The organism is Paenibacillus sp. J2R1T-4 (assembly GCF_059692235.1).
The window spans coordinates 1-17,989 of record NZ_JCAUBA010000024.1 but is presented as its reverse complement, the minus strand read 5'-3'; the positions used below and the strand labels follow the sequence as shown (position 1 = coordinate 17,989).

The following is a 17,989-nucleotide window of genomic DNA, read 5'->3' as shown; positions in this document are numbered from 1 at the left end:
GAAGATCATGATACAATAATAGTATCACCATTTGGTTCAGACTTGTTAGGAGGAGACTTCTTTTGGACACTGGTACACATCTAGTCGTAGGAGTAGGCTTGGCTGGGTTAGCATATGTCGATCCCGTTGTTGCTTCTGATTCATTGACCGCAACCGCCGTCCTGATCGCTACGGTTATTGGATCTCAGATTCCCGATTCAGACGGTCTGCTCAGGTTCAGAGGAAATGCTTCTTATATCCGCAACCACCGCGGCAAGTCCCACTCCTTGCCGGCTCTTGCCATCTGGACTGTGTTAATAACGTTAGTCTTGGCTATTGTTATTCAAGGCGCCTCGATCCCTCACATAGCTTTATGGACTTTCATAGCAGTTGCAGTCCATGTATTCATGGATTGCTTCAATGCTTACGGCACACAAGCCATTCGACCGTTCAGTGAGAAGTGGATTTCGTGGAATATTATCCATATTTTCGACCCTATTCTGTTCGCTGGTCATGTCATTGCCATATTTCTATGGTCGGTCCGATTAGCTCCGCCAGATGTTGTTTTTCCAACCCTTTATGTTTTACTCGCTATTTATTACGTTTGGCGGACGATTGCCCATTGGGTTGCGATTCGCACAGTGAAACTGCAGGACAACAGCTTTGAAGCTGAGCATGGCTACTTAGTCATCCCCACGATTCATTTGTATAACTGGAATGTTGTGAAATCGATGGGAAACGGCCGCTATGTGCTTGGAGAATTTAAGAACGGCAAATTACGCTGGATTGACAAGGTAGAATGCGAATCCCATCCGGCTATCGACGAATCCACGGGTCATCCTGATGTTGCAGCTTTCTTATACTTAACCTCACATGCCTGCGCGGAGCTCAAGGAGCATTCTTGGGGCTTTGAAGTGCGCTGGGTAGATGTAAGGTATCGCCACCGCAAGCAATATCCGTTCGTTGCCGTAATGCTGATGGATAAGCAATATAATACGATGGATTCTTACGTAGGCTGGTTGAACGAGGATCGCTTGGAGAAGCGATTGAAGATGGATGCGTATTGATTCGGAGCATGTTCATATGTACAATAAAGAAGCTCAAGGGAATAATCCCTTGAGCTTCTATCATGCTTTGTTATGTTGTAACCCTAGTAGCGTGAACCACCAGATATGGACTGTTGACCAATTTGTACCAACCTCTTAGTTATGTTACCACCGATTGATCCGGTGTCGCGGCTTGTCATTTCACCGTAATAGCCGCCTTGAGGGAATTGAATCCCCAACTCCTGAGCGATTTCAAACTTCATTTGTTCAATTGCCTGGCTTGCCTGCGGTACGACCAGAGAGTTCCGAGAGTTACTGCGCGCCATAATAATAAGCACTCCTTTCATTCTACGTAATGGGTATGACCGGGCCCCGTCCAAATAATCGGCATACGCTTCATCAGCTTCTGCTTTCTCTTTGGTGGGACTCAAGTTGCATTTGCAAGCTTGCAAGCTTATTATGTTACGATAGATTAGGGAGTATGCAGATTACAATTACTAATTTTTGGGCTATTCCGACCCGCACACACACTTAGGAGGTCTTTGTATGAACCGTTCATTAGCCTTGTTATTCGCCGTAATTAGTGTTGCCTTACTCTGTGGAGTAAGCTTATCTATCGCTTACCGCAGCCTCTTGGGTGCTGTTCTTTGCATAGTAGGCGCCATAGCCTTCATGGGATACGGATTCGTCTTAAGCGCACGCATGCGCAGGAAGAGAGGAGGTTAATGTTCCGAAACCTCCTCTCTCTACTCTTCTAGCGGGGCAAGACGAAGCCCATCTTCTCTTTCACTTGCTTCACTGTTTCATCCGCAATAGCTGCAGCTTGCTCCGCTCCTTGGCGAAGAACAGTTTCCAGCTCATCAGAGGTGCGAATTTCTTTGTATCTTCTCTGAATCGGCTCCAGCGTTTCCACGACACGCTCCGCCAGATCCTTCTTGAACGGTCCGTAGCCTTGTCCCTCGTATTTCGCTTCAATCTCTGCAACTGACAGATCAGAGCAGCTCGCATAAATACTTATCAAGTTCGTAATCTCTGGCTTATTCGCCGGATCAAACTTCACTTCGCGCCCAGAATCTGTAACAGCCCTGCTGATCTTCTTCCGTATCACTCCTGGCTCATCCAGCATGGCAATATAGCTGCCCGCATTCGGGTTACTCTTGCTCATCTTCTTGGAAGCATCGTCAAGAGACATGATTCTAGCCCCCACCTTAGGGATGAATGGTTCCGGAATCTGGAAAGTATCACCAAAGCGTTGGTTGAATCGGCCCGCCAAGTCACGCGTCAGCTCCAAATGCTGTTTCTGGTCATCTCCAACCGGTACCAGATCAGTGCCATACAGCAATATATCAGCAGCCATCAGTGAAGGATAAGTGAACAAACCGGCTCCAATGGAATCCTTGCCGCTTGATTTGTCCTTGAATTGGGTCATACGTTCTAGTTCACCCATGTAAGTTAAGGTAGTGAGCAACCAGCCTAGCTCTGCATGCGCACGGACATGAGATTGAAGAAAGACACTTGCTTTGGCTGGATCAATTCCCGAGGCCAAGAACAAGGCAGTAACCGATTCCGTCTGCTCGCGCAGCGCAGCAGGGTCCTGAGGTACTGTGATAGCATGCAGATCGACGACCATGAAAAAACACTTATGTTCTTCCTGAAGGAGCACGTAGTTGCGCAAAGCGCCGATGTAATTGCCTAGTGTAAGCTGACCGCTTGGTTGTATACCTGATAGCACACGTTTCATATGGAATAACCTCCCGCGTTTTCATTTATTGCTATTACATGTTAACCGCAAATAAAATACAAAAAAGCCCTCGTCGCAAGGGACGAGAGGCCGTGGTACCACCCTAATTTGTTTCCGCATGAACAGAGAATTCACCAATGGAAACCTATTGTTCCGATAACGGGGAACTTCCGTTAAGCCTACACACACTCGCATGTAATGCGAAGGTTCGGCTTCAAGCTCCAGGACCCATTCGAGAAACGCTCCGCACCGACTCACAGCTACAACATCGGCTCTCTGAAACGGAAGACGCTCCCTACTTTTTCCTGTCATCGCCATTCACTCCAACATCGGATCGAAACTTAACGAGTTTCGCGGTGAAGGGTAACTTTCTTCAGGCGTGGGCAAAATTTCTTCATCTCAATACGCTGAGTTTGAGTTTTTTTGTTCTTAGTGGTTGTATAGTTACGGTCACCCGTTTCGGTACAAGCCAAAGTAACGATAACGCGCATCGGTACACACCTCCTTTACAATACATAACAGTAAGTCACGCAAGAATCGCATAATTAATATAATAACAGTCGTCGCGTCTTGCGTCAAATAAAGTTTAACTTTTCCCCGCAAAATGACGGGTAACTTCCTGTAGAAAGAGATTGTACGGACCGATTAAACGAGATATATTGGTATCATCACCTACTTATGGACGGAGGATTCCCATGTCAACCGAAGAGCATCGCAAAGAAGCTCCAACAACAGTCCGCTGTATGATCATCACGGTGTCGGACACCCGAACAGAAGAAACCGACAAGAGCGGCCAACTAATGAAACAATTATTAGAAGCAGAAGGATATATCATAGCCGATTACCGCATTGTGAAGGACGAGTATGCCCCTATACAGGATCTGATTCGTTCTGCAGCCGCCTCGACGGATATAGAAGCCGTACTACTGAACGGAGGAACCGGAATCGCCCTTCGCGATACCACTTATGAAGCAGTGCGTGACGTATTAGATAAAGAAATGCCGGGCTTCGGCGAAATATTCCGTTACTTGAGCTTCGCTGAAGACATCGGACCCGCCGCTATTCTTAGCCGCGCTGTGGCAGGTGTATGCGGGAATACAGCTGTATTCTCCATGCCAGGCTCATCAGGCGCCGTCAAGCTTGCTATGACAAGGATTGTTGTACCTGAGCTGAAGCATGTCATGCGTGAGATTTACAAAGACCGCAAGGGCTCCTTGTCGTAATCAGACATCAGGCACAAACTTTGTCCTATCCAGCTTAATCTCCGCATACGTTATAGTGTTCTATTCTTTCTTAAAAGGAGAATGTCGGTTGCAAACGATATTACGCTTACGTCTGCACATTGTGATTGGACTAGCTTGTATAAGCTTGATGGCACTTATCTATACCCGCAAACCATTACCGGACATATCCTTTCTGGCTTCCTTTGATTGGGCTAACTTCAAGACACTGTTCATTAGTATTGTATTAGAAGCCATTCCTTTCGTACTTCTAGGTGTAGTCACCTCTGCCTTATTGCAGACCTTCGTTTCCGAACAAACGATACGCAGAATGATTCCCCGCAATCCGGTGCTAGGAATTTTATTCGCTTGTCTGCTCGGTCTGATATTCCCCTTATGCGAATGCGGGATGATCCCAATCGTGAGACGGCTTATGTTGAAAGGAATGCCCTTGTACATAGCAGTCGTATTCATTCTAGTAGGCCCCATCCTGAATCCGGTAGTATTCGCCGCTACTTATATGGCATTTCGATCACGTCCAGAACTGGCATACTCGCGTATGGGAATGGCATTTCTAGTCGCCTTTTGTATCGGAATTATCATTTATCGCTTTTTCAGAACAAATCCCTTGAGAGGGGTCAGTCCTTCCGCTCCTATCAGCCAACCCTCTCAAATTCATATTCACGACAATCAACAAAGACACAGTCACACTCATGCCCGCCCCAGCGGCAATAAACTGTTCTCTATTCTGGGTCACGCTTCAGATGAATTTTTTGAGATGGGCAAATTCCTGATATTTGGTGCTATGCTCACTGCCTGCATTCAAGCTGCAATCTCTAGAGAAAGTCTAATCTCAATCGGGCAAGGGGAATACAGCTCCCACTTGTTCATGATGGGCTTCGCCTATGTTCTGTCGCTATGCTCGACCTCTGATGCTTTTGTAGCCTCATCCTTTACCGCAACTTTTACAGCCGGTTCCTTGCTTACTTTCCTTGTATTTGGACCTATGATTGATCTCAAAAACACACTAATGCTGTTATCCGTATTCCGTGCTCGGTTTGTGCTGGTATTAACATTCTGGGTTGCTGTTCTCGTATTGGCAAGCTCCTTGTTATTTGAAAGATTTATTTTATAGGGGAGTAAGAAAGGGGAGTCTGTTTCGTGTCATCCCGTACGCTAGCAATTCATTCGCTGTTAAAAGCTATCTTGTTGTTCGGTTTCGCAGCCTATATAGCCACATTGGTCAAATCTGACGCCATTCTTTATTATATCGCCCCCCGTATGCTGCTCTATGTCAAGCTGTCGGCGATCGCCTTGTACATTGTAGGGGCTTACCAATTATACGATTCTTTCCGCCTGTTCCGGGGCCAACAGTCCGCCTGTGATTGCGGAGATGACGGACATGACCATACGCCTTCCCGTTCCCTGTTCAAAAATGTTATATTTTACGGACTTTTCGCTTTCCCGCTCCTGATCGGGTTTCTAATGCCTGACTCCTCTATGGGGACCGCGCTGGCCGCCAAAAAAGGGATGAACCTGAACAGCTCGAGCAGCGTCAAATCGAAAGAGGTCATAGCAGAGCAACAGCCACTCAGTCCGGGACCCCCTGCCAGAACCCAAGAAGTGAATACAGCCTTGACCGAAGAACAATTGAAGCAGCTGTTTCCATCGGACAAATACACAGAACCATACGCCAAGCACGCCAAAAAACTGTATAAGGAACCAACTATCCAAGTACCAGAAGAACTGTACATCGAGACGTTGACAACTTTAGACCTGTATGCGGATTCTTTTGTAGGTAAAACGATCCATTTATCTGGCTTTGTCTATCGAGACGAGGATATGAGTGATAATCAGTTCGTAATCGGACGGTTCACAGTACAATGCTGTTCTGCAGACGCCGCCCCGTACGGGGTGCTTGTTCAATTCGACAAGGGCAATCTGTACGCGACCGATCAGTGGATCCAACTAACAGGTAAAATTGACCAAACCGAATATAAGGGAACGAAGCTTATGGTTATTCAAGCAAGTCGAATTCAGAAAATCGAAGCGCCTAAGGAGCTGTACGTTTACCCTAATTATGAATTTGGCGCTTGACACAACAATCTTCACATCACTATTCATTAGTCCGTGACAGACATAAGCGAACTTTGTTAAAATGAGTTTGGCTTAAAGGCGTTTCTTTCTGAAGTAAGATAAATTAAAGGAAAGTATTCCGATTGTTAAAGGAGCATCCATTCCAAATGTCTATTACCCAAGGAACATGGCAAGGTGTTCCCTCCTACATACTGGACAACGAGCAATTCTCGATCACCCTGCTCCCTTCCATAGGAAGCAATGTAATACGGATGTGGGACAAAGCGGCTGAACGGGAACTATTGCGTGTTCCTGAAAGCCTTGATGCGATTGTGGAGCAGCCCGGGCATTTCGGCATCCCTATGATGATGCCTCCGAACCGGATTCGACATGGAGCGTTCGAATTTGATGGCAGGAAATATCAATTGGCGATTAACACACCGGCCGGACATCATATTCATGGTATATTAAGAAGCCGCCCTTGGCAGATCGCTCGCACGGAAGAGACTGCTGCAGGAGTATCGATCACAACCTCCTTTCGCACGGCACATTTCTCTGAACTGGCCGAGCAATACCCGCATGATCTAACCATTGAGGTTACCTATACCCTCACTGTCAATGGCCTCTTGCAGGAAGTAAGCGCCACGAATCACAGCGATCTCCACGCTCCTTACGGCTTTGGTCTGCATACGTGGTTTATGTTAGATGGGAAGCCTGAGCAATGGACGTTCCAGCTGCCGGTCGAATCCATTTGGGAGCTGGACCCTGATGCAATGCCGACAGAGAATTTGCTTCCGCCCGGACCCTATTCTGAGCTGACTGCCGGTATTTCATTGGCAGGCCAGAACATGGATACTATATTCCAGATCGGCTCGAACCCAGTAAAAGCTGTATTATCCAAGGAAGGCTACTCGATTACGTACAGCGCTTCGGAAACGTTCAAACAATGGGTAATCTACACCAAGGGATTGGCACAGGACTATATCTGCATTGAACCTTACACATGGGTAACCAATGCGCCTAATTTACGGATGGATCCTGCGATAACAGGATTCAGCTCACTTGCTCCAGGGGAGACACGGAACTTGTGGATTGACATGAAGATTACCCGAGAATAGGAGCGTTATTATACAATGAAATCTAATCAAGGTTTTGCTATTGTTATTGGTACTGTATTTATTGATTGTAAGGGATTTCCTTTCAATACTTATCTTCCGACAGGTCGTAATTTGGGGCGGATTCAGTTCGTTCATGGAGGAGTAGGGAGGAATGTAGCTGAGAATCTGGGACTGATGGGTGTCCCTACCGGGCTTTTCTCATCAGTCGATGCATCTGGACTAGGACAAGAGGTGTTGACACGTCTTGAAGCTTCTAATGTGGATACCAAGTTCATGGTCAAGGCGGAACGGGAAGGGATGGGAATGTGGTTAGCTGTGCTGGATGAGAGCGGAGATCTGGCTGGTTCCATCTCCCAGATGCCCGATCTGACCTCCATGACAGACGGCTTCGATCAACATGGATTGGAGATGCTGCAGACTTCCTCCCATATCCTGCTAGAGCTGGACCTCAATGCTGAGCTGTCCTCAGCTGTTCTTAAGCTCGCCGAGGAGGCCAAGAAGCCCGTATACGGCATTCCAGGCAATCTGGACGTTATTCTTCAGAAGCCTGAGCTATTATCCAAGCTTGCTTGCTTTATCTGTAATCATGTTGAGGCGGAAAGATTACTTGGATATTCTTATATTGACTTGGGCGAGGCTGGCCGAATCCAAGCCATTCGTGAATTAGCCTTGAAGCTGGATTTGCAGCAATTAGTCATTACACTGGGTGCTGAGGGCTCCGTATATTATGATAAGGGAACAGACGAATCCGGCACTCAGACGATATTCCCGGTATCGGTTGAGGATTCTAGTGGGGCTGGCGACGCCTTCTTCTCCGGAACCGTTATGGGGCTTATTCAAGGGCTCCCTCTCTCGCAAGCTGTAATATGCGGTACCAAGGTAGCCGGATGGACAATCGAGTCCCCCGAGAATAACTGCAAGACGCTGCGTGCCAAGATAACAGCGGACCCTATTCTTACATCTCTCTTAACGAGCTAAGCTAGTCCTTATATCATCAGCCATACGGCGGACTACCTCTTCTGTATCTTTCATCAGAGGGCGGTAGTCCTTTTCGTCTATGACTGTCAGGAATTGATCGGATACAAGTAATACTTGTTGTTTGTAGGAACGCAAATTGAATACATAGGTCTCCTGCTCTCTATAGGACCGATCCTCCGCTTGTTCTACCAGTACCCATTCAATCTCCTTCCCCTCATTCAATAATCGGGTCCTGAACGAGATTCCCCGACATTCCGGATCTCCGCAGCCGCATACAAAAAAAGGGATCGATTGCCATTCATCAATAGACGCCCACCGATTCGGGTGTGTTGGTTGGAAGCAGCTCAGCATTAAGGCAGGCAAGCCTACATCCACACACATCGATTCATCGATCACCGTCTCCCCATCTGCTTCCACTATGACTTCAGCCTGCACAATGTGAAGCTCCTTCTCAAGCTTCATCCCTTTACATTCCAATCGAAAGCTTTGCTGCATGGTCCTTTCCCTCCTACACTACTAATGGTATTAATTATACCAGACTACCCGGTGTGGTTACATTTACCAATTCATGCAAGGAGTATAATTTCCCATAATGTCCATAATACGTATCAAACGGAGGTGATATCAAATGGCAGCAGGACAACAAAGAAGTCGCCGCAGCAACTCCCTATTGGTTCCACAAGCTTCAGCTGCAATTGACCAAATGAAATATGAAATTGCTCAAGAATTAGGTATACAAATCCCTACAGACGGCTATATGGGTTATATGGCTACTCGGGACGCAGGAGCACTGGGCGGATACATAACGAAACGTCTGGTTCAGATCGCTGAGCAGCAATTAGGCGGAAACAAAATTTTTTAATCCAAATGAATGAACAAGTCTGGCTCCTCTGGTGCTTTAGATCGCCCCGGATACGTGCCAGGCTTTTTGCTGTTCATTGAGATAGGGAGCGAGTAATGAAAAAAAGCTGCCCTGCAGCAATAAGCTGCCGGACAACTTTAGCATGAAATCGGAATAATTGCAGTAGAAATAAGAGTATTATCTGTCCGTCAATAAACTTGCCATGTTGTAATTCGACTCAAACTGAACGCTTGCACAGAGCATACTTTGCCGTATGGTGAAATCGAAACAGATCTCGCCATGCGTCCAATGCTTCTTGTATTCCAACGATTGCAAAGCCATGCTCAGAAATGACGTTTGTTGTGTCGTGGATAACCCTGTCTTCACTTGTTGTTCGACTTTCCCGTCTCTAGCCTCAAGCGGCAGATGACGGACGCCGAATTTCCCGATCAAGTTATTCCGGATCTGGATGAACACCGTTCCTGACGACAACTGCGACAATTCATTCCTAAGCTCCCTGAATACGATGTCCAACTGGCGGGTAAGCGGAAGATTTGTGATAATCATAAATTCCTCCTTTCTCGCTAAATTTGTAATATTATGTATATTTATAGGTCGTAAGTCATAGTATACAAGCAACTTATTCCTATTTCAACAATGCTTTACAATATATGTGTATTATCGACTACAAAAATAATACAAAAGACCCTCCTTTCTCTAACTAGAAGGAGGGTCTTTATGGATAGATAATGTGTATTGGGCTAGCCATAAGGAACATATTCCGTATTGCGCATTTCTAGGATCTTGGAGACTGGGACACCTGTCTTAGTATGTATTTCCATAATAGTGCTCTTTGGATGACGCTTCAAATAGTCCCGGATTTTCATAAATTGCTGATTATTCGCAGTCTGACAATCACTGCAGTATTCCGCCTTTTGCATCACGAAAAGCTTGCCGCAATCCTTACAATTCCTTAATGTCATTGGTATCCCTCTCTTCCGAACATAAACGGTTTTGCGAATCACAGTGAATAGCCACCGTTTAGCATATTTGATACCGTCTGGTATACAGCATTCGCTGAGACCAGCGAATTTGCGGGGGGAGTCTCTACTTGATTATACAAATAAATCCCAGTGTTTGCTAGAGACTTGAGAACTAGTGTATACCCAAGTCCGTAATAGACCGATTTCTTTCGACATGTTATAATTTACCTGTCTTAGCTAATATTAATGGGGAATGGGGTAATTGTTAATGTCCTGGTTTGATTCACTATCTTTTAAACGCAAGCTCCAGGTAGGTTGTTTTTCACTCGTTGCCGTATTTTCTGCGGTTTTGCTGATATTTGCATCCGCTTCAGATGCGTCTATTGTGGTGGCTATCGTGCTTGCACTAGTCATGTTCGGCATTAGTTACCCTTTAATCAGCTTTCTCGAGAGAGCGCTTACAGGACCAATTGAGAGTATTTCTAGCATTGCCCTGAATATCTCCAAAGGAGATTTCTCTATTAAGGTAGACGTCACAAGTGATGATGCATTGGGTGAGCTGGGACGCTCCTTCAATCGTATGATCGACAAACTTCGCGATATTCTGAACGAAACGACAGGGATTACTCGTCATGTCGCTGATACAACCAGGGATAGCAGCAACAAGAACCAGAACATGAAGCAGGTGATGGGTCAAGTGACTTTCAGCGCCAACGAGCTCGCCTCCGGATCCCAACAAATAGCTACCGAGATAGAACGAATGGCGTCGGCCATTAAGGAGATTGAAACGAAGGTATCCAATTATGCTTCTTCCACTAGAGAGATGAATACTCAATCGGACGCTATGATTTCCTTGATTAATCAAGGGAGGGCAGCTGTTGAGAGTCAGAGCGAGGGGATGGTGCGCAACGTAGAAGCAACCTCCACGCTTTCCAAAACGATTGACAAGCTGGCTCAGGAAGCGAATGGAATTTCGACTATTACGCATACCATTTCGGAGATTGCGGAGCAGACCAACCTGCTGTCGCTTAATGCCTCTATCGAAGCAGCGAGAGCCGGTGAGCAAGGAAGAGGATTCGCAGTTGTGGCGCAGGAGGTTCGTAAGCTCGCTGAAGAATCCGCTGCTTCTACTAAGGCGGTTTTTGGGCTGGTTCGAAGCATTGGACAAGGTATTGACCTTGCGCTTAAGCAGATCGTTCAGAATGAGCGGATCGTAGATACCCAGACCAGCCTGATCAAGGAAACCGAGGCAATCTTTGCCCGTATTGTGGAGAGTATCGGCTTCATTACCGATCAGATCTCTGGGTTCGCAGCCGAGAGCGAACGCATGTTAGAAAGCGCCAAGATGATCTCATCAACTATGGACAGCATTGCCACCATCACCATTCAATCTGCAGCAGGTACTGAAAAAGTATCCCTGGCGATGAATGAACAGATCGCCGCTGTTGAGGCTATGGTAGTACAGTCCGAGCAGATGGCCCAATCCGTGAGCCAACTGCAGCGGACCATTCAAATATTCCGATTGTAGAGACTGCATTACGCGGCTTTGATTATTTCTCGGTCATTTCCAGGAATGTCTTGACATCCTGGGTTGCCAGATCAACGGCGTTTTGCCAGAACTCAGGTTGAGTCAGATCTACACCCAGATGTTTCATCGCTAGTTGTTCTACCGTCATACTGCCAGTATCACGCAATAAAGCAATGTATTGATCCTCGAATGCAGATCCTGCATTGAGCGCATTGGCGTATAACCCGGCACTGAACAAATAACCGAACGTGTATGGAAAATTGTAGAACGGAACACTTGTGATATAGAAGTGCAGCTTAGATGCCCAGAAATGGGGGTGATATTCGCTTAATGCGTCTTGAAACCCTTGCTTCTGGGCTTTTATCATGAGTTCATTTAATTCTTCGACACTTACCAATCCGCTCCTGCGCTTTTCATAGAATTCCGTTTCAAACAAGACTCTAGCATGAATGTTCATGAAAAACGCGACGGAACGTTGAATTTTGTCTTCCAACAAAGCCAGTCTTTCCTCTTCATTGGCAGCATTCTTCACAGCCGCATCGGACACGATCATCTCAGCAAATGTCGAAGCGGTCTCCGCGACGTTCATCGCATATTCTTGTGCAAGCCCAGGAATATCATTCATGACGTGTTGGTGATAAGCATGTCCCAGCTCATGGGCCAATGTTGATACATTTGAAGCGGTATTGGCATAGGTCATGAAAATACGGGTTTGCTCACTAAGCGGGAACGATGTACAGAACCCGCCAGGGCGTTTACCCGCACGATCCTCCGCTTCGATCCATTTCTTCTCGAACGCCATCTCCGCAAAGTCCGCCATCTTCGGACTGAACCGACGGAACTGTTCAACGATAAGGGTCGCTGCATCATCGAATGGATATGGTTTGGTTGCTGCGCCCACCGGGGCCTCCACATCGTGCCAGCTTAACGTCTCGAGGCCAAGCAATTGCGCTTTACGTTGCAGGTAAGAGACGAATATAGGCTTGTTCTGTTCAATTACACTCCACATTACTTGCAGGGTTTGATCGGACATTCGATTGATATCGAGGGGTTCCTTCAGAACAGAATCCCAACCTCTGTTCTTGTACACTTGCAATCGGAATCCGCCTAAACGGTTCAAAGCATCTGCACAGAAATCAGCGGATTGCGCCCATGCGGTCTCCCATTGCGCAAATACCCTCTCTCTCACGGCTCGATCTGGACTATGCAGCTTGTTATGCGCTTGACCGGCTGACAGCTCCGTTATGGTACCATTGTCCTCAAAAGGAATTCTGAATTTGCTCACCGCTGTATTGTACAATTCTCCCCAGCCGTGGTAACCGTCTACGGACAAATCACTGATTAATGATTCTTGTTCCGGTGATAACTTCTCTTTGGCTAATTGACGACGCTCGTCTAAGGGAAATGCAACTGGTACGAAAGCGTCCTCCTGCAGAAGACGGCTCCAAATTTCATCAGGAATCTGCTTCAACAATTGGTCAAAATGGGTTAACACTGAGCTGAATTGCGCCCCCATTGTAGCTACTCTACCGTTCAGTTGCACAGCTTTCTTATCATCTTGATTCTCAGCGGTCAAACAAGCTACGAACGAGTCCGCTTCGCGGATCTTAAGCAGGATGCTCTGCATCGTATTCACAAGGGGAAGTAATGGAGCTCCTGTTCCATCATTTGCCGGGTAAACGAATTTCTCCAGACTTGAACGGAATTGTTGAATCTGTCCCTCCAGCTCCTCCATAAATTGCGAAAAGGCTGGCGAAGCGCTGCCTCCTGCAAAAATGACGTCCATATCCCAAACGAGACTGAGCGGTTGCTTCATGGCTATCTCACCTTTCTACTTCATACTCAACTACCTTTCCATTTAATCATACTTCAGAGGTGAAATAAAATGCCATAGCTTGAATAGAAGAGGTTGGACTTCCGCAGAAAGTAGTGTATAACTAAAGTAATCGAACAACGGAGGAATGTCTTATGAAACCACTGCAAATATCTCCTGAAACCGCTGTGAAACTAGCCGCAAAATTGAATGTACCATTGGAACATCTGATGCACATGCCGCAACATATCCTAGTACGCAAGCTCATGGAGCTCGCCCAAGAGGAACAATCCAGCCAGAAAACGGATGCGTCCAATGAGAAGACTGAACAATGATTCCTTTCCGTAACACATGGCCTTATGACGCGATCCGCGGAGATATTTATGTACATGAATGTCCCTTTTGCCAAAAACCTAACGTTATGCTTCCGCTCAAGAAGAAAGATCTCCAACAGATTCAACAAGGCAGCAAACGACTACTTGTATTTCCATGTTGCCATGAAAAAGTAACCGCGATCAATGTGGATTCCGATTATATATTAGCAGATCGCCCCCTCCGAGGCTCTTACGGAGAGGAATGAATGAGAACAAGCCCGAGGGAGTTATCCCTTGGGCTTGTTCATTAGTTCATCTGGAAGCTCCAGCTTATCTGCCAGCATATCCTCCCGAGTGACCACCCACTGTTCACGGCAAGCGCGAATCATAGCAGCGTCCATAATTGTCTTGTCGTTGATAACTTTCCCGAACCAGCGAACCGCTTCGTTATAATTTTTCATGCGCCGATTAAGCTCTCCGATCAGATACATAAGACGGGCGTTATCCATCTTTTCCTCTCCGGCTTCGAATACACGGATGTAGGCCTCAAGCGCAAATTGCAAGAACCTGTTCTCTTGTACCTTATCGTTCTTATGCCGATATAACCAGGCTATATGGTGCAGTACTCCTGCCAAGATTCGGTCTCGTTCTCCCTTAATCTGTGCACATAACAGGGCAAGCTTGAAGGTCTGAAGGGCTGTAGCCCAGTCTCGCTCGCCTCCGAACTCTCGTGGACTCCAGCTTTTGCCGATTCGATCATAGTAATCTGATTTCTGCTTGGGGGTCATCTTATTAGAGAAATTCTCGGTCACCGAGAAACCGCAGAAGGGACACACCCGAACTATGTAGAAGTCCGGATTGATCTCTTTGTATTGGAGGCAGAAATCGGTGTCTGACCCCTTTGATTTTTTGAAACTAGGTCGGACGCGTGATGTTTCAAAAGAGTGTTCGCAGCACATGCATTTTACTTTTATCAAGTACAACGGTTCCATTTCCACTATGAGTCAAACCACCCTCTCCTGAGTTTTTTTGTGAATTCATGAATCGAAATGGCTACTCGGCTTCCTTATTTACGAAATGGTGTGCAGGACCTTTAAGCCTTAGTAGAACTGCCTTTTGGAGCTCTGGATCGATACCCAATTTCTGAAGCGCTGCATTCATGCAGGAAAGCCATGCCTCCGCCCTCTCAGGGGTAATGGGAAACGGGAGATGTCTGGCTCGCATCATCGGATGCCCATACTGGTCCGAATATAAAGAAGGACCTCCGAAAAACTGGGTCAGAAACAAATACTGCTTCTCTACAACAGGAGTGATATCTTCCGGGAACAAAGGACCGATAATCGGATTCGCCTGTACAAGCGGGTAGAAATACTCTACTAGCTGACGTACTGCAGTCTCTCCGCCAATAGCCTCATATATGGTAAAACCTTGATGTTCGGATGTCATTTCTTGTGATCTCCTACTCTGATATATCTATGTTGACTCTATCCATTATTATACAATACAAAAATAAGACGATGCTATCTTTTCTTATGAAAAGATAACATCGTTGAACAGAATTGGTAAGTCTTCAATTATCCATATCTTCCTCTGCGGAACTCATCAATGTTTCCTTAATTACAAAAACGAAGGCACATACGATTAGACCTGCTACTACGCTCATCATAGGCATCACTCCGCCCTTCTTTTTTTTATTGTACCACAAATTTTTTGAAATTTCAGCAATGCCGCAAACATTTTGTATTCGTTTTCATTTGGGTTGTCCGCATGACTGTTCAACTGTAAACATATACGTATAGGAGGTAATAATCGAACTAGGAGGCACCCCATGCTAACCTTGCGGCATTGGTCCACAGCAGTATTCGCAGCTATGCTTGTCTTATTAATTGTTCTTATGACGATTTACCCGTCCGATGCATGGAGGGCAGCCTTACAAGGGCTTTCTATATGGTGGGATATATTGTTTCCAGCTCTGTTCCCGTTCTTCGTCATTGCCGAGCTTATGTTAGGCTTCGGAGTGGTTCATTTCTTTGGTACCCTGCTCGATCCTATGATGCGTCCTTTATTCCGAGTTCCCGGCATCGGAGGCTTCGTGATGGCAATGGGCTTCGCCTCTGGTTACCCCGTAGGCGCGAGATTAACCGCTCAGCTCTGGGAGCAGCGACTTGTTACCCGCGACGAAGGGGAGCGTCTAGTGGCTTTCACCACCTCCTCAGACCCCATCTTCCTGATTGGAGCGGTCTCGGTTGGGTTCTTCCATGATGTGAGCCTGGCTCTTATTCTAGCCGTTGCTCATTATGGCTCAGCCATCGTAATCGGACTGCTCATGCGGATGCATGGAAAAAAGCTTACTTTAGAATCCGGACCTGCAACAAATCCAGTAATATCTCGAGCTAGTATCTTTCGGCGGGCCTTACAAGCTATGCATCATACTCGCCTTCAGGACGGCCGCAGCTTCTGGCTGATGCTTCAGGACGCCGTACAAGCTTCCCTTCGACTAGTAATGGTTATTGGCGGCCTGGTTGTGTTCTTCTGTGTCATTCTGGAAATCATGAGCATTACTCATCTTATGAGCAGTCTGTCGCAATTGACCGCCTCTGTGTTAAGAATGGCTTCTATCCCTCAAGAATTGTCCCAATCGATCATAAACGGGATATTCGAGGTGACATTAGGAGCTCGATCCTCATCCGATGCAGGTATTCACCTTCTCCTGATTCATAAAGTAGCGGTTGCAGCTTTCATCCTGTCATGGGGCGGATTATGCGTACATGCGCAAATCGTAAGCTTGCTGAACCGGACCAATCTGCGCTATTGGCCTTTTGTCGCGGCAAGAGGATTGCACTCTGTGTTGGCACTGGTGTTAGTCTATGTTCTTTGGTCGCCTCTCCAGCCTCTTCGACATGCCATTCTGAAGGCGGCACCGACATTTGGATTCCCCGTTGTCAGCACAGGCGTTGGGGTAGGGACTGGAATTGATGCAGGACAGGGGATGGGTATTCACCTATTGCCTCTGCTCTATTCGATTTCAATATCCATGTCAGTGGTCGCGCTTGCTGCTATTGCAGCTATGTTTGCAGGTTATACTTTGTTAAGACCGTTACGCAGCGTTTTTAGCTGGTGGGGCAAAGCTAACTGAGGGAGAGATCGATTCGGGATTGTGTCTTGGCGCAGAATTGATTATGATAAAGCTAAGTTTAAGCACAATCAGGGGTGAGCCCGCAGTGAAATATAACGTAGTCCATAGAGGCGACGACATATCTATTCAAACGAAAGACCTTCTCCATGAGCTTGCTGCCAAGCGCGGATTGAAACAGGATATCAATGAACCTGATCTAGTCGTCTCCGTTGGTGGCGATGGAACTATGCTGCACGCTTTTCATATGTATTCAAGCAAGTTGGACACAACCTCCTTTGTCGGTATTCATACCGGGCATCTCGGCTTTTATGCCGATTGGAAGCCGCAGGAAGTAGAGTCTCTTGTAGACAGTATGGCTGCAGCATCCGACTCACCCCCCTTGCGAACCGTCAAATATCCCATCGTACAGATTGAGATTGCAACGGAAAAAGGGATTCAAACACACTTAGCCCTGAATGAGTTCACTCTGAAGGGTGCCGATGCCACATTAGTTGCTGAGCTGCATATTAACGATGAGCGATTCGAAATGTTCCGAGGCGATGGCATCTGCATCTCTACGCCTTCAGGAAGTACGGGCTATAATAAGAGCTTGAACGGCGCTTTGCTGCATCCATCCCTGGAAGCGATTCAGATTGCAGAGATGGCCTCTCTCAACAATCGGGTGTATCGCTCTCTCGGTTCTTCTATTGTGCTGCCGAAGCATCATCACTGCGATATTTATCCCAAGAAAAAAATGAATATGCTGCTCACGATCGACCATATGAACGTCCAGATGAATCATATTATATCGATCCGCAGTATGGTTGCCGAGCAGAAGGTCAGCTTCGCTCGCTTTCGTCCTTTTCCTTTCTGGAACCGGGTAAGGGAAGCTTTTATTGGGGAGATTGTAGAGTAGTTGTGAGGTTGGATGCCACCAATTATTACTTTTAAAGAACCTGGCCGGTGGCCAGGTCCTTGGTGGTTGAGTTCGGTTAGTCGCGTGGGAGTGCAGGAAGATGGGCTACAATCGCTCTTGAAATCGTATTCTTTGAATTTATTTTTTAGTTGTGAGAATGCGATGTTCAAATGCGACCGCTAACGCTTTTCCGCTCCATTTTCCTGCCCTTCCCTCGGTTTTAAGGGTTTTTCTCACGAATGCTCACTCACTCGCAGGATTTTAACACCCATAGAAATGACGAATACTGCAAATACATGCTCATATAAGCATTTGGTCCAT

General features: G+C 46.6%; 22 protein-coding genes and 1 other annotated feature. Of the genes, 13 read left to right on the top strand and 9 right to left on the bottom strand.

Translation table 11 applies throughout. The annotated features are described in order from the left end of the window. The first annotated feature begins 62 nt into the window (after window positions 1-62). On the top strand, window positions 63-1,046 hold the full coding sequence (locus tag AC58QD_RS28175; RefSeq protein WP_497338375.1) for a metal-dependent hydrolase: 984 nt from the start codon (window positions 63-65) through the stop codon (window positions 1,044-1,046). A gap of 83 nt (window positions 1,047-1,129) precedes the next feature. On the opposite strand, the gene AC58QD_RS28170 is transcribed toward AC58QD_RS28175, so the two are convergent. Then, a complete protein-coding gene (locus AC58QD_RS28170) occupies window positions 1,130-1,351 on the bottom strand; it encodes an alpha/beta-type small acid-soluble spore protein (protein ID WP_497338458.1) in 222 nt (73 codons plus the stop codon). A 220-nt stretch (window positions 1,352-1,571) separates the two neighbouring features. Between AC58QD_RS28170 and AC58QD_RS28165 the strand changes: the two genes are divergently transcribed. Continuing rightward, the gene (locus AC58QD_RS28165; RefSeq protein ID WP_497338374.1) at window positions 1,572-1,751 is read left to right on the top strand and encodes a DUF5325 family protein; all 180 of its coding nucleotides are present in this window, start codon (window positions 1,572-1,574) and stop codon (window positions 1,749-1,751) included. 28 nt (window positions 1,752-1,779) lie between these two features. Here the strand turns inward: AC58QD_RS28165 and trpS are convergent, their stop codons facing one another. Together trpS and rpmG are read right to left on the bottom strand one after the other, a co-directional pair. Continuing rightward, the gene (gene trpS, locus AC58QD_RS28160; protein WP_497338373.1) at window positions 1,780-2,766 is read right to left on the bottom strand and encodes a tryptophan--tRNA ligase; all 987 of its coding nucleotides are present in this window, start codon (window positions 2,764-2,766) and stop codon (window positions 1,780-1,782) included. A 75-nt stretch (window positions 2,767-2,841) separates the two neighbouring features. After that, window positions 2,842-3,087: a binding site (T-box leader), on the bottom strand. Window positions 3,088-3,107: 20 nt separating this feature from the next. After that, window positions 3,108-3,257 (bottom strand): 50S ribosomal protein L33, encoded by a 150-nt coding sequence (gene rpmG / locus AC58QD_RS28155; protein ID WP_497338372.1) that lies wholly within the window; start codon window positions 3,255-3,257, stop codon window positions 3,108-3,110. 204 nt (window positions 3,258-3,461) lie between these two features. On the opposite strand from rpmG, the gene AC58QD_RS28150 reads away from it, so the two are divergent. From AC58QD_RS28150 to AC58QD_RS28130, 5 genes are all read left to right on the top strand, one after another. Next, window positions 3,462-3,989 (top strand): MogA/MoaB family molybdenum cofactor biosynthesis protein, encoded by a 528-nt coding sequence (locus AC58QD_RS28150; protein WP_497338371.1) that lies wholly within the window; start codon window positions 3,462-3,464, stop codon window positions 3,987-3,989. Window positions 3,990-4,137: 148 nt separating this feature from the next. Next, window positions 4,138-5,121, top strand: a complete 984-nt coding sequence (locus AC58QD_RS28145; RefSeq protein WP_497338457.1) for a permease — start codon at window positions 4,138-4,140, stop codon at window positions 5,119-5,121. Window positions 5,122-5,147: 26 nt separating this feature from the next. Next, window positions 5,148-6,083 (top strand): TIGR03943 family putative permease subunit, encoded by a 936-nt coding sequence (locus AC58QD_RS28140; protein WP_497338370.1) that lies wholly within the window; start codon window positions 5,148-5,150, stop codon window positions 6,081-6,083. Between the two features lie 146 nt (window positions 6,084-6,229). Further along, window positions 6,230-7,180, top strand: coding sequence for an aldose 1-epimerase (locus AC58QD_RS28135; RefSeq protein ID WP_497338369.1), 951 nt, complete (start codon window positions 6,230-6,232; stop codon window positions 7,178-7,180). 15 nt (window positions 7,181-7,195) lie between these two features. Further along, complete coding sequence (locus AC58QD_RS28130; protein WP_497338368.1) at window positions 7,196-8,158, top strand: PfkB family carbohydrate kinase; 963 nt, start codon at window positions 7,196-7,198, stop codon at window positions 8,156-8,158. On the opposite strand, the gene AC58QD_RS28125 is transcribed toward AC58QD_RS28130, so the two are convergent. Further along, entirely contained in the window at window positions 8,147-8,653 is a 507-nt protein-coding gene (locus AC58QD_RS28125) for a hypothetical protein (protein WP_497338367.1), read from the bottom strand. The genes AC58QD_RS28130 and AC58QD_RS28125 overlap by 12 nt on opposite strands. A gap of 133 nt (window positions 8,654-8,786) precedes the next feature. Between AC58QD_RS28125 and AC58QD_RS28120 the strand changes: the two genes are divergently transcribed. Beyond that, window positions 8,787-9,020: an alpha/beta-type small acid-soluble spore protein gene (locus tag AC58QD_RS28120; RefSeq protein ID WP_497338366.1), complete on the top strand. Its 234-nt coding sequence runs from the start codon at window positions 8,787-8,789 to the stop codon at window positions 9,018-9,020. A gap of 177 nt (window positions 9,021-9,197) precedes the next feature. Here the strand turns inward: AC58QD_RS28120 and AC58QD_RS28115 are convergent, their stop codons facing one another. Beyond that, a complete protein-coding gene (locus tag AC58QD_RS28115; protein ID WP_497338365.1) occupies window positions 9,198-9,566 on the bottom strand; it encodes an O-methyltransferase in 369 nt (122 codons plus the stop codon). A gap of 194 nt (window positions 9,567-9,760) precedes the next feature. Beyond that, window positions 9,761-9,982, bottom strand: coding sequence for a hypothetical protein (locus AC58QD_RS28110; protein WP_497338364.1), 222 nt, complete (start codon window positions 9,980-9,982; stop codon window positions 9,761-9,763). Window positions 9,983-10,250: 268 nt separating this feature from the next. Here AC58QD_RS28110 and AC58QD_RS28105 point away from each other — a divergent pair, with 268 nt between their 5' ends. Then, window positions 10,251-11,510, top strand: coding sequence for a methyl-accepting chemotaxis protein (locus AC58QD_RS28105; RefSeq protein ID WP_497338363.1), 1,260 nt, complete (start codon window positions 10,251-10,253; stop codon window positions 11,508-11,510). A gap of 22 nt (window positions 11,511-11,532) precedes the next feature. Here AC58QD_RS28105 and AC58QD_RS28100 read toward each other — a convergent pair whose 3' ends face one another. Further along, entirely contained in the window at window positions 11,533-13,326 is a 1,794-nt protein-coding gene (locus AC58QD_RS28100) for a M3 family oligoendopeptidase (RefSeq protein ID WP_497338362.1), read from the bottom strand. 152 nt (window positions 13,327-13,478) lie between these two features. Between AC58QD_RS28100 and AC58QD_RS28095 the strand changes: the two genes are divergently transcribed. Together AC58QD_RS28095 and AC58QD_RS28090 are read left to right on the top strand one after the other, a co-directional pair. Beyond that, complete coding sequence (locus AC58QD_RS28095; RefSeq protein WP_497338361.1) at window positions 13,479-13,658, top strand: YycC family protein; 180 nt, start codon at window positions 13,479-13,481, stop codon at window positions 13,656-13,658. Continuing rightward, window positions 13,655-13,903 (top strand): hypothetical protein, encoded by a 249-nt coding sequence (locus tag AC58QD_RS28090; RefSeq protein ID WP_497338360.1) that lies wholly within the window; start codon window positions 13,655-13,657, stop codon window positions 13,901-13,903. The genes AC58QD_RS28095 and AC58QD_RS28090 overlap by 4 nt, the downstream gene beginning before the upstream one ends. A gap of 21 nt (window positions 13,904-13,924) precedes the next feature. Here the strand turns inward: AC58QD_RS28090 and AC58QD_RS28085 are convergent, their stop codons facing one another. Next, window positions 13,925-14,629, bottom strand: a complete 705-nt coding sequence (locus tag AC58QD_RS28085) for a DUF2225 domain-containing protein (protein WP_497338456.1) — start codon at window positions 14,627-14,629, stop codon at window positions 13,925-13,927. A gap of 61 nt (window positions 14,630-14,690) precedes the next feature. Next, on the bottom strand, window positions 14,691-15,083 hold the full coding sequence (locus tag AC58QD_RS28080; RefSeq protein ID WP_497338359.1) for a globin domain-containing protein: 393 nt from the start codon (window positions 15,081-15,083) through the stop codon (window positions 14,691-14,693). Between the two features lie 382 nt (window positions 15,084-15,465). On the opposite strand from AC58QD_RS28080, the gene ylbJ reads away from it, so the two are divergent. Both ylbJ and AC58QD_RS28070 read left to right on the top strand, forming a co-directional pair. Then, window positions 15,466-16,773, top strand: coding sequence for a sporulation integral membrane protein YlbJ (ylbJ, locus tag AC58QD_RS28075; RefSeq protein ID WP_497338358.1), 1,308 nt, complete (start codon window positions 15,466-15,468; stop codon window positions 16,771-16,773). Between the two features lie 85 nt (window positions 16,774-16,858). Continuing rightward, window positions 16,859-17,668, top strand: a complete 810-nt coding sequence (locus tag AC58QD_RS28070; RefSeq protein ID WP_497338357.1) for an NAD kinase — start codon at window positions 16,859-16,861, stop codon at window positions 17,666-17,668. Window positions 17,669-17,989: the final 321 nt, after the last annotated feature.

Coding starts and splice junctions, on each gene's coding strand:
- AC58QD_RS28135 (WP_497338369.1), top strand. CDS start 6,230: ATGTCTATTACCCAAGGAACATGGCAAGGTGTTCCCTCCTACATACTG.
- AC58QD_RS28085 (WP_497338456.1), bottom strand. CDS start 14,629: ATGGAACCGTTGTACTTGATAAAAGTAAAATGCATGTGCTGCGAACAC.
- AC58QD_RS28115 (WP_497338365.1), bottom strand. CDS start 9,566: ATGATTATCACAAATCTTCCGCTTACCCGCCAGTTGGACATCGTATTC.
- AC58QD_RS28095 (WP_497338361.1), top strand. CDS start 13,479: ATGAAACCACTGCAAATATCTCCTGAAACCGCTGTGAAACTAGCCGCA.
- AC58QD_RS28080 (WP_497338359.1), bottom strand. CDS start 15,083: ATGACATCCGAACATCAAGGTTTTACCATATATGAGGCTATTGGCGGA.
- AC58QD_RS28150 (WP_497338371.1), top strand. CDS start 3,462: ATGTCAACCGAAGAGCATCGCAAAGAAGCTCCAACAACAGTCCGCTGT.
- AC58QD_RS28170 (WP_497338458.1), bottom strand. CDS start 1,351: ATGGCGCGCAGTAACTCTCGGAACTCTCTGGTCGTACCGCAGGCAAGC.
- AC58QD_RS28105 (WP_497338363.1), top strand. CDS start 10,251: ATGTCCTGGTTTGATTCACTATCTTTTAAACGCAAGCTCCAGGTAGGT.
- rpmG (WP_497338372.1), bottom strand. CDS start 3,257: ATGCGCGTTATCGTTACTTTGGCTTGTACCGAAACGGGTGACCGTAAC.
- AC58QD_RS28100 (WP_497338362.1), bottom strand. CDS start 13,326: ATGAAGCAACCGCTCAGTCTCGTTTGGGATATGGACGTCATTTTTGCA.
- AC58QD_RS28110 (WP_497338364.1), bottom strand. CDS start 9,982: ATGACATTAAGGAATTGTAAGGATTGCGGCAAGCTTTTCGTGATGCAA.
- trpS (WP_497338373.1), bottom strand. CDS start 2,766: ATGAAACGTGTGCTATCAGGTATACAACCAAGCGGTCAGCTTACACTA.
- AC58QD_RS28130 (WP_497338368.1), top strand. CDS start 7,196: ATGAAATCTAATCAAGGTTTTGCTATTGTTATTGGTACTGTATTTATT.
- ylbJ (WP_497338358.1), top strand. CDS start 15,466: ATGCTAACCTTGCGGCATTGGTCCACAGCAGTATTCGCAGCTATGCTT.
- AC58QD_RS28145 (WP_497338457.1), top strand. CDS start 4,138: ATGGCACTTATCTATACCCGCAAACCATTACCGGACATATCCTTTCTG.
- AC58QD_RS28165 (WP_497338374.1), top strand. CDS start 1,572: ATGAACCGTTCATTAGCCTTGTTATTCGCCGTAATTAGTGTTGCCTTA.
- AC58QD_RS28120 (WP_497338366.1), top strand. CDS start 8,787: ATGGCAGCAGGACAACAAAGAAGTCGCCGCAGCAACTCCCTATTGGTT.
- AC58QD_RS28125 (WP_497338367.1), bottom strand. CDS start 8,653: ATGCAGCAAAGCTTTCGATTGGAATGTAAAGGGATGAAGCTTGAGAAG.
- AC58QD_RS28090 (WP_497338360.1), top strand. CDS start 13,655: ATGATTCCTTTCCGTAACACATGGCCTTATGACGCGATCCGCGGAGAT.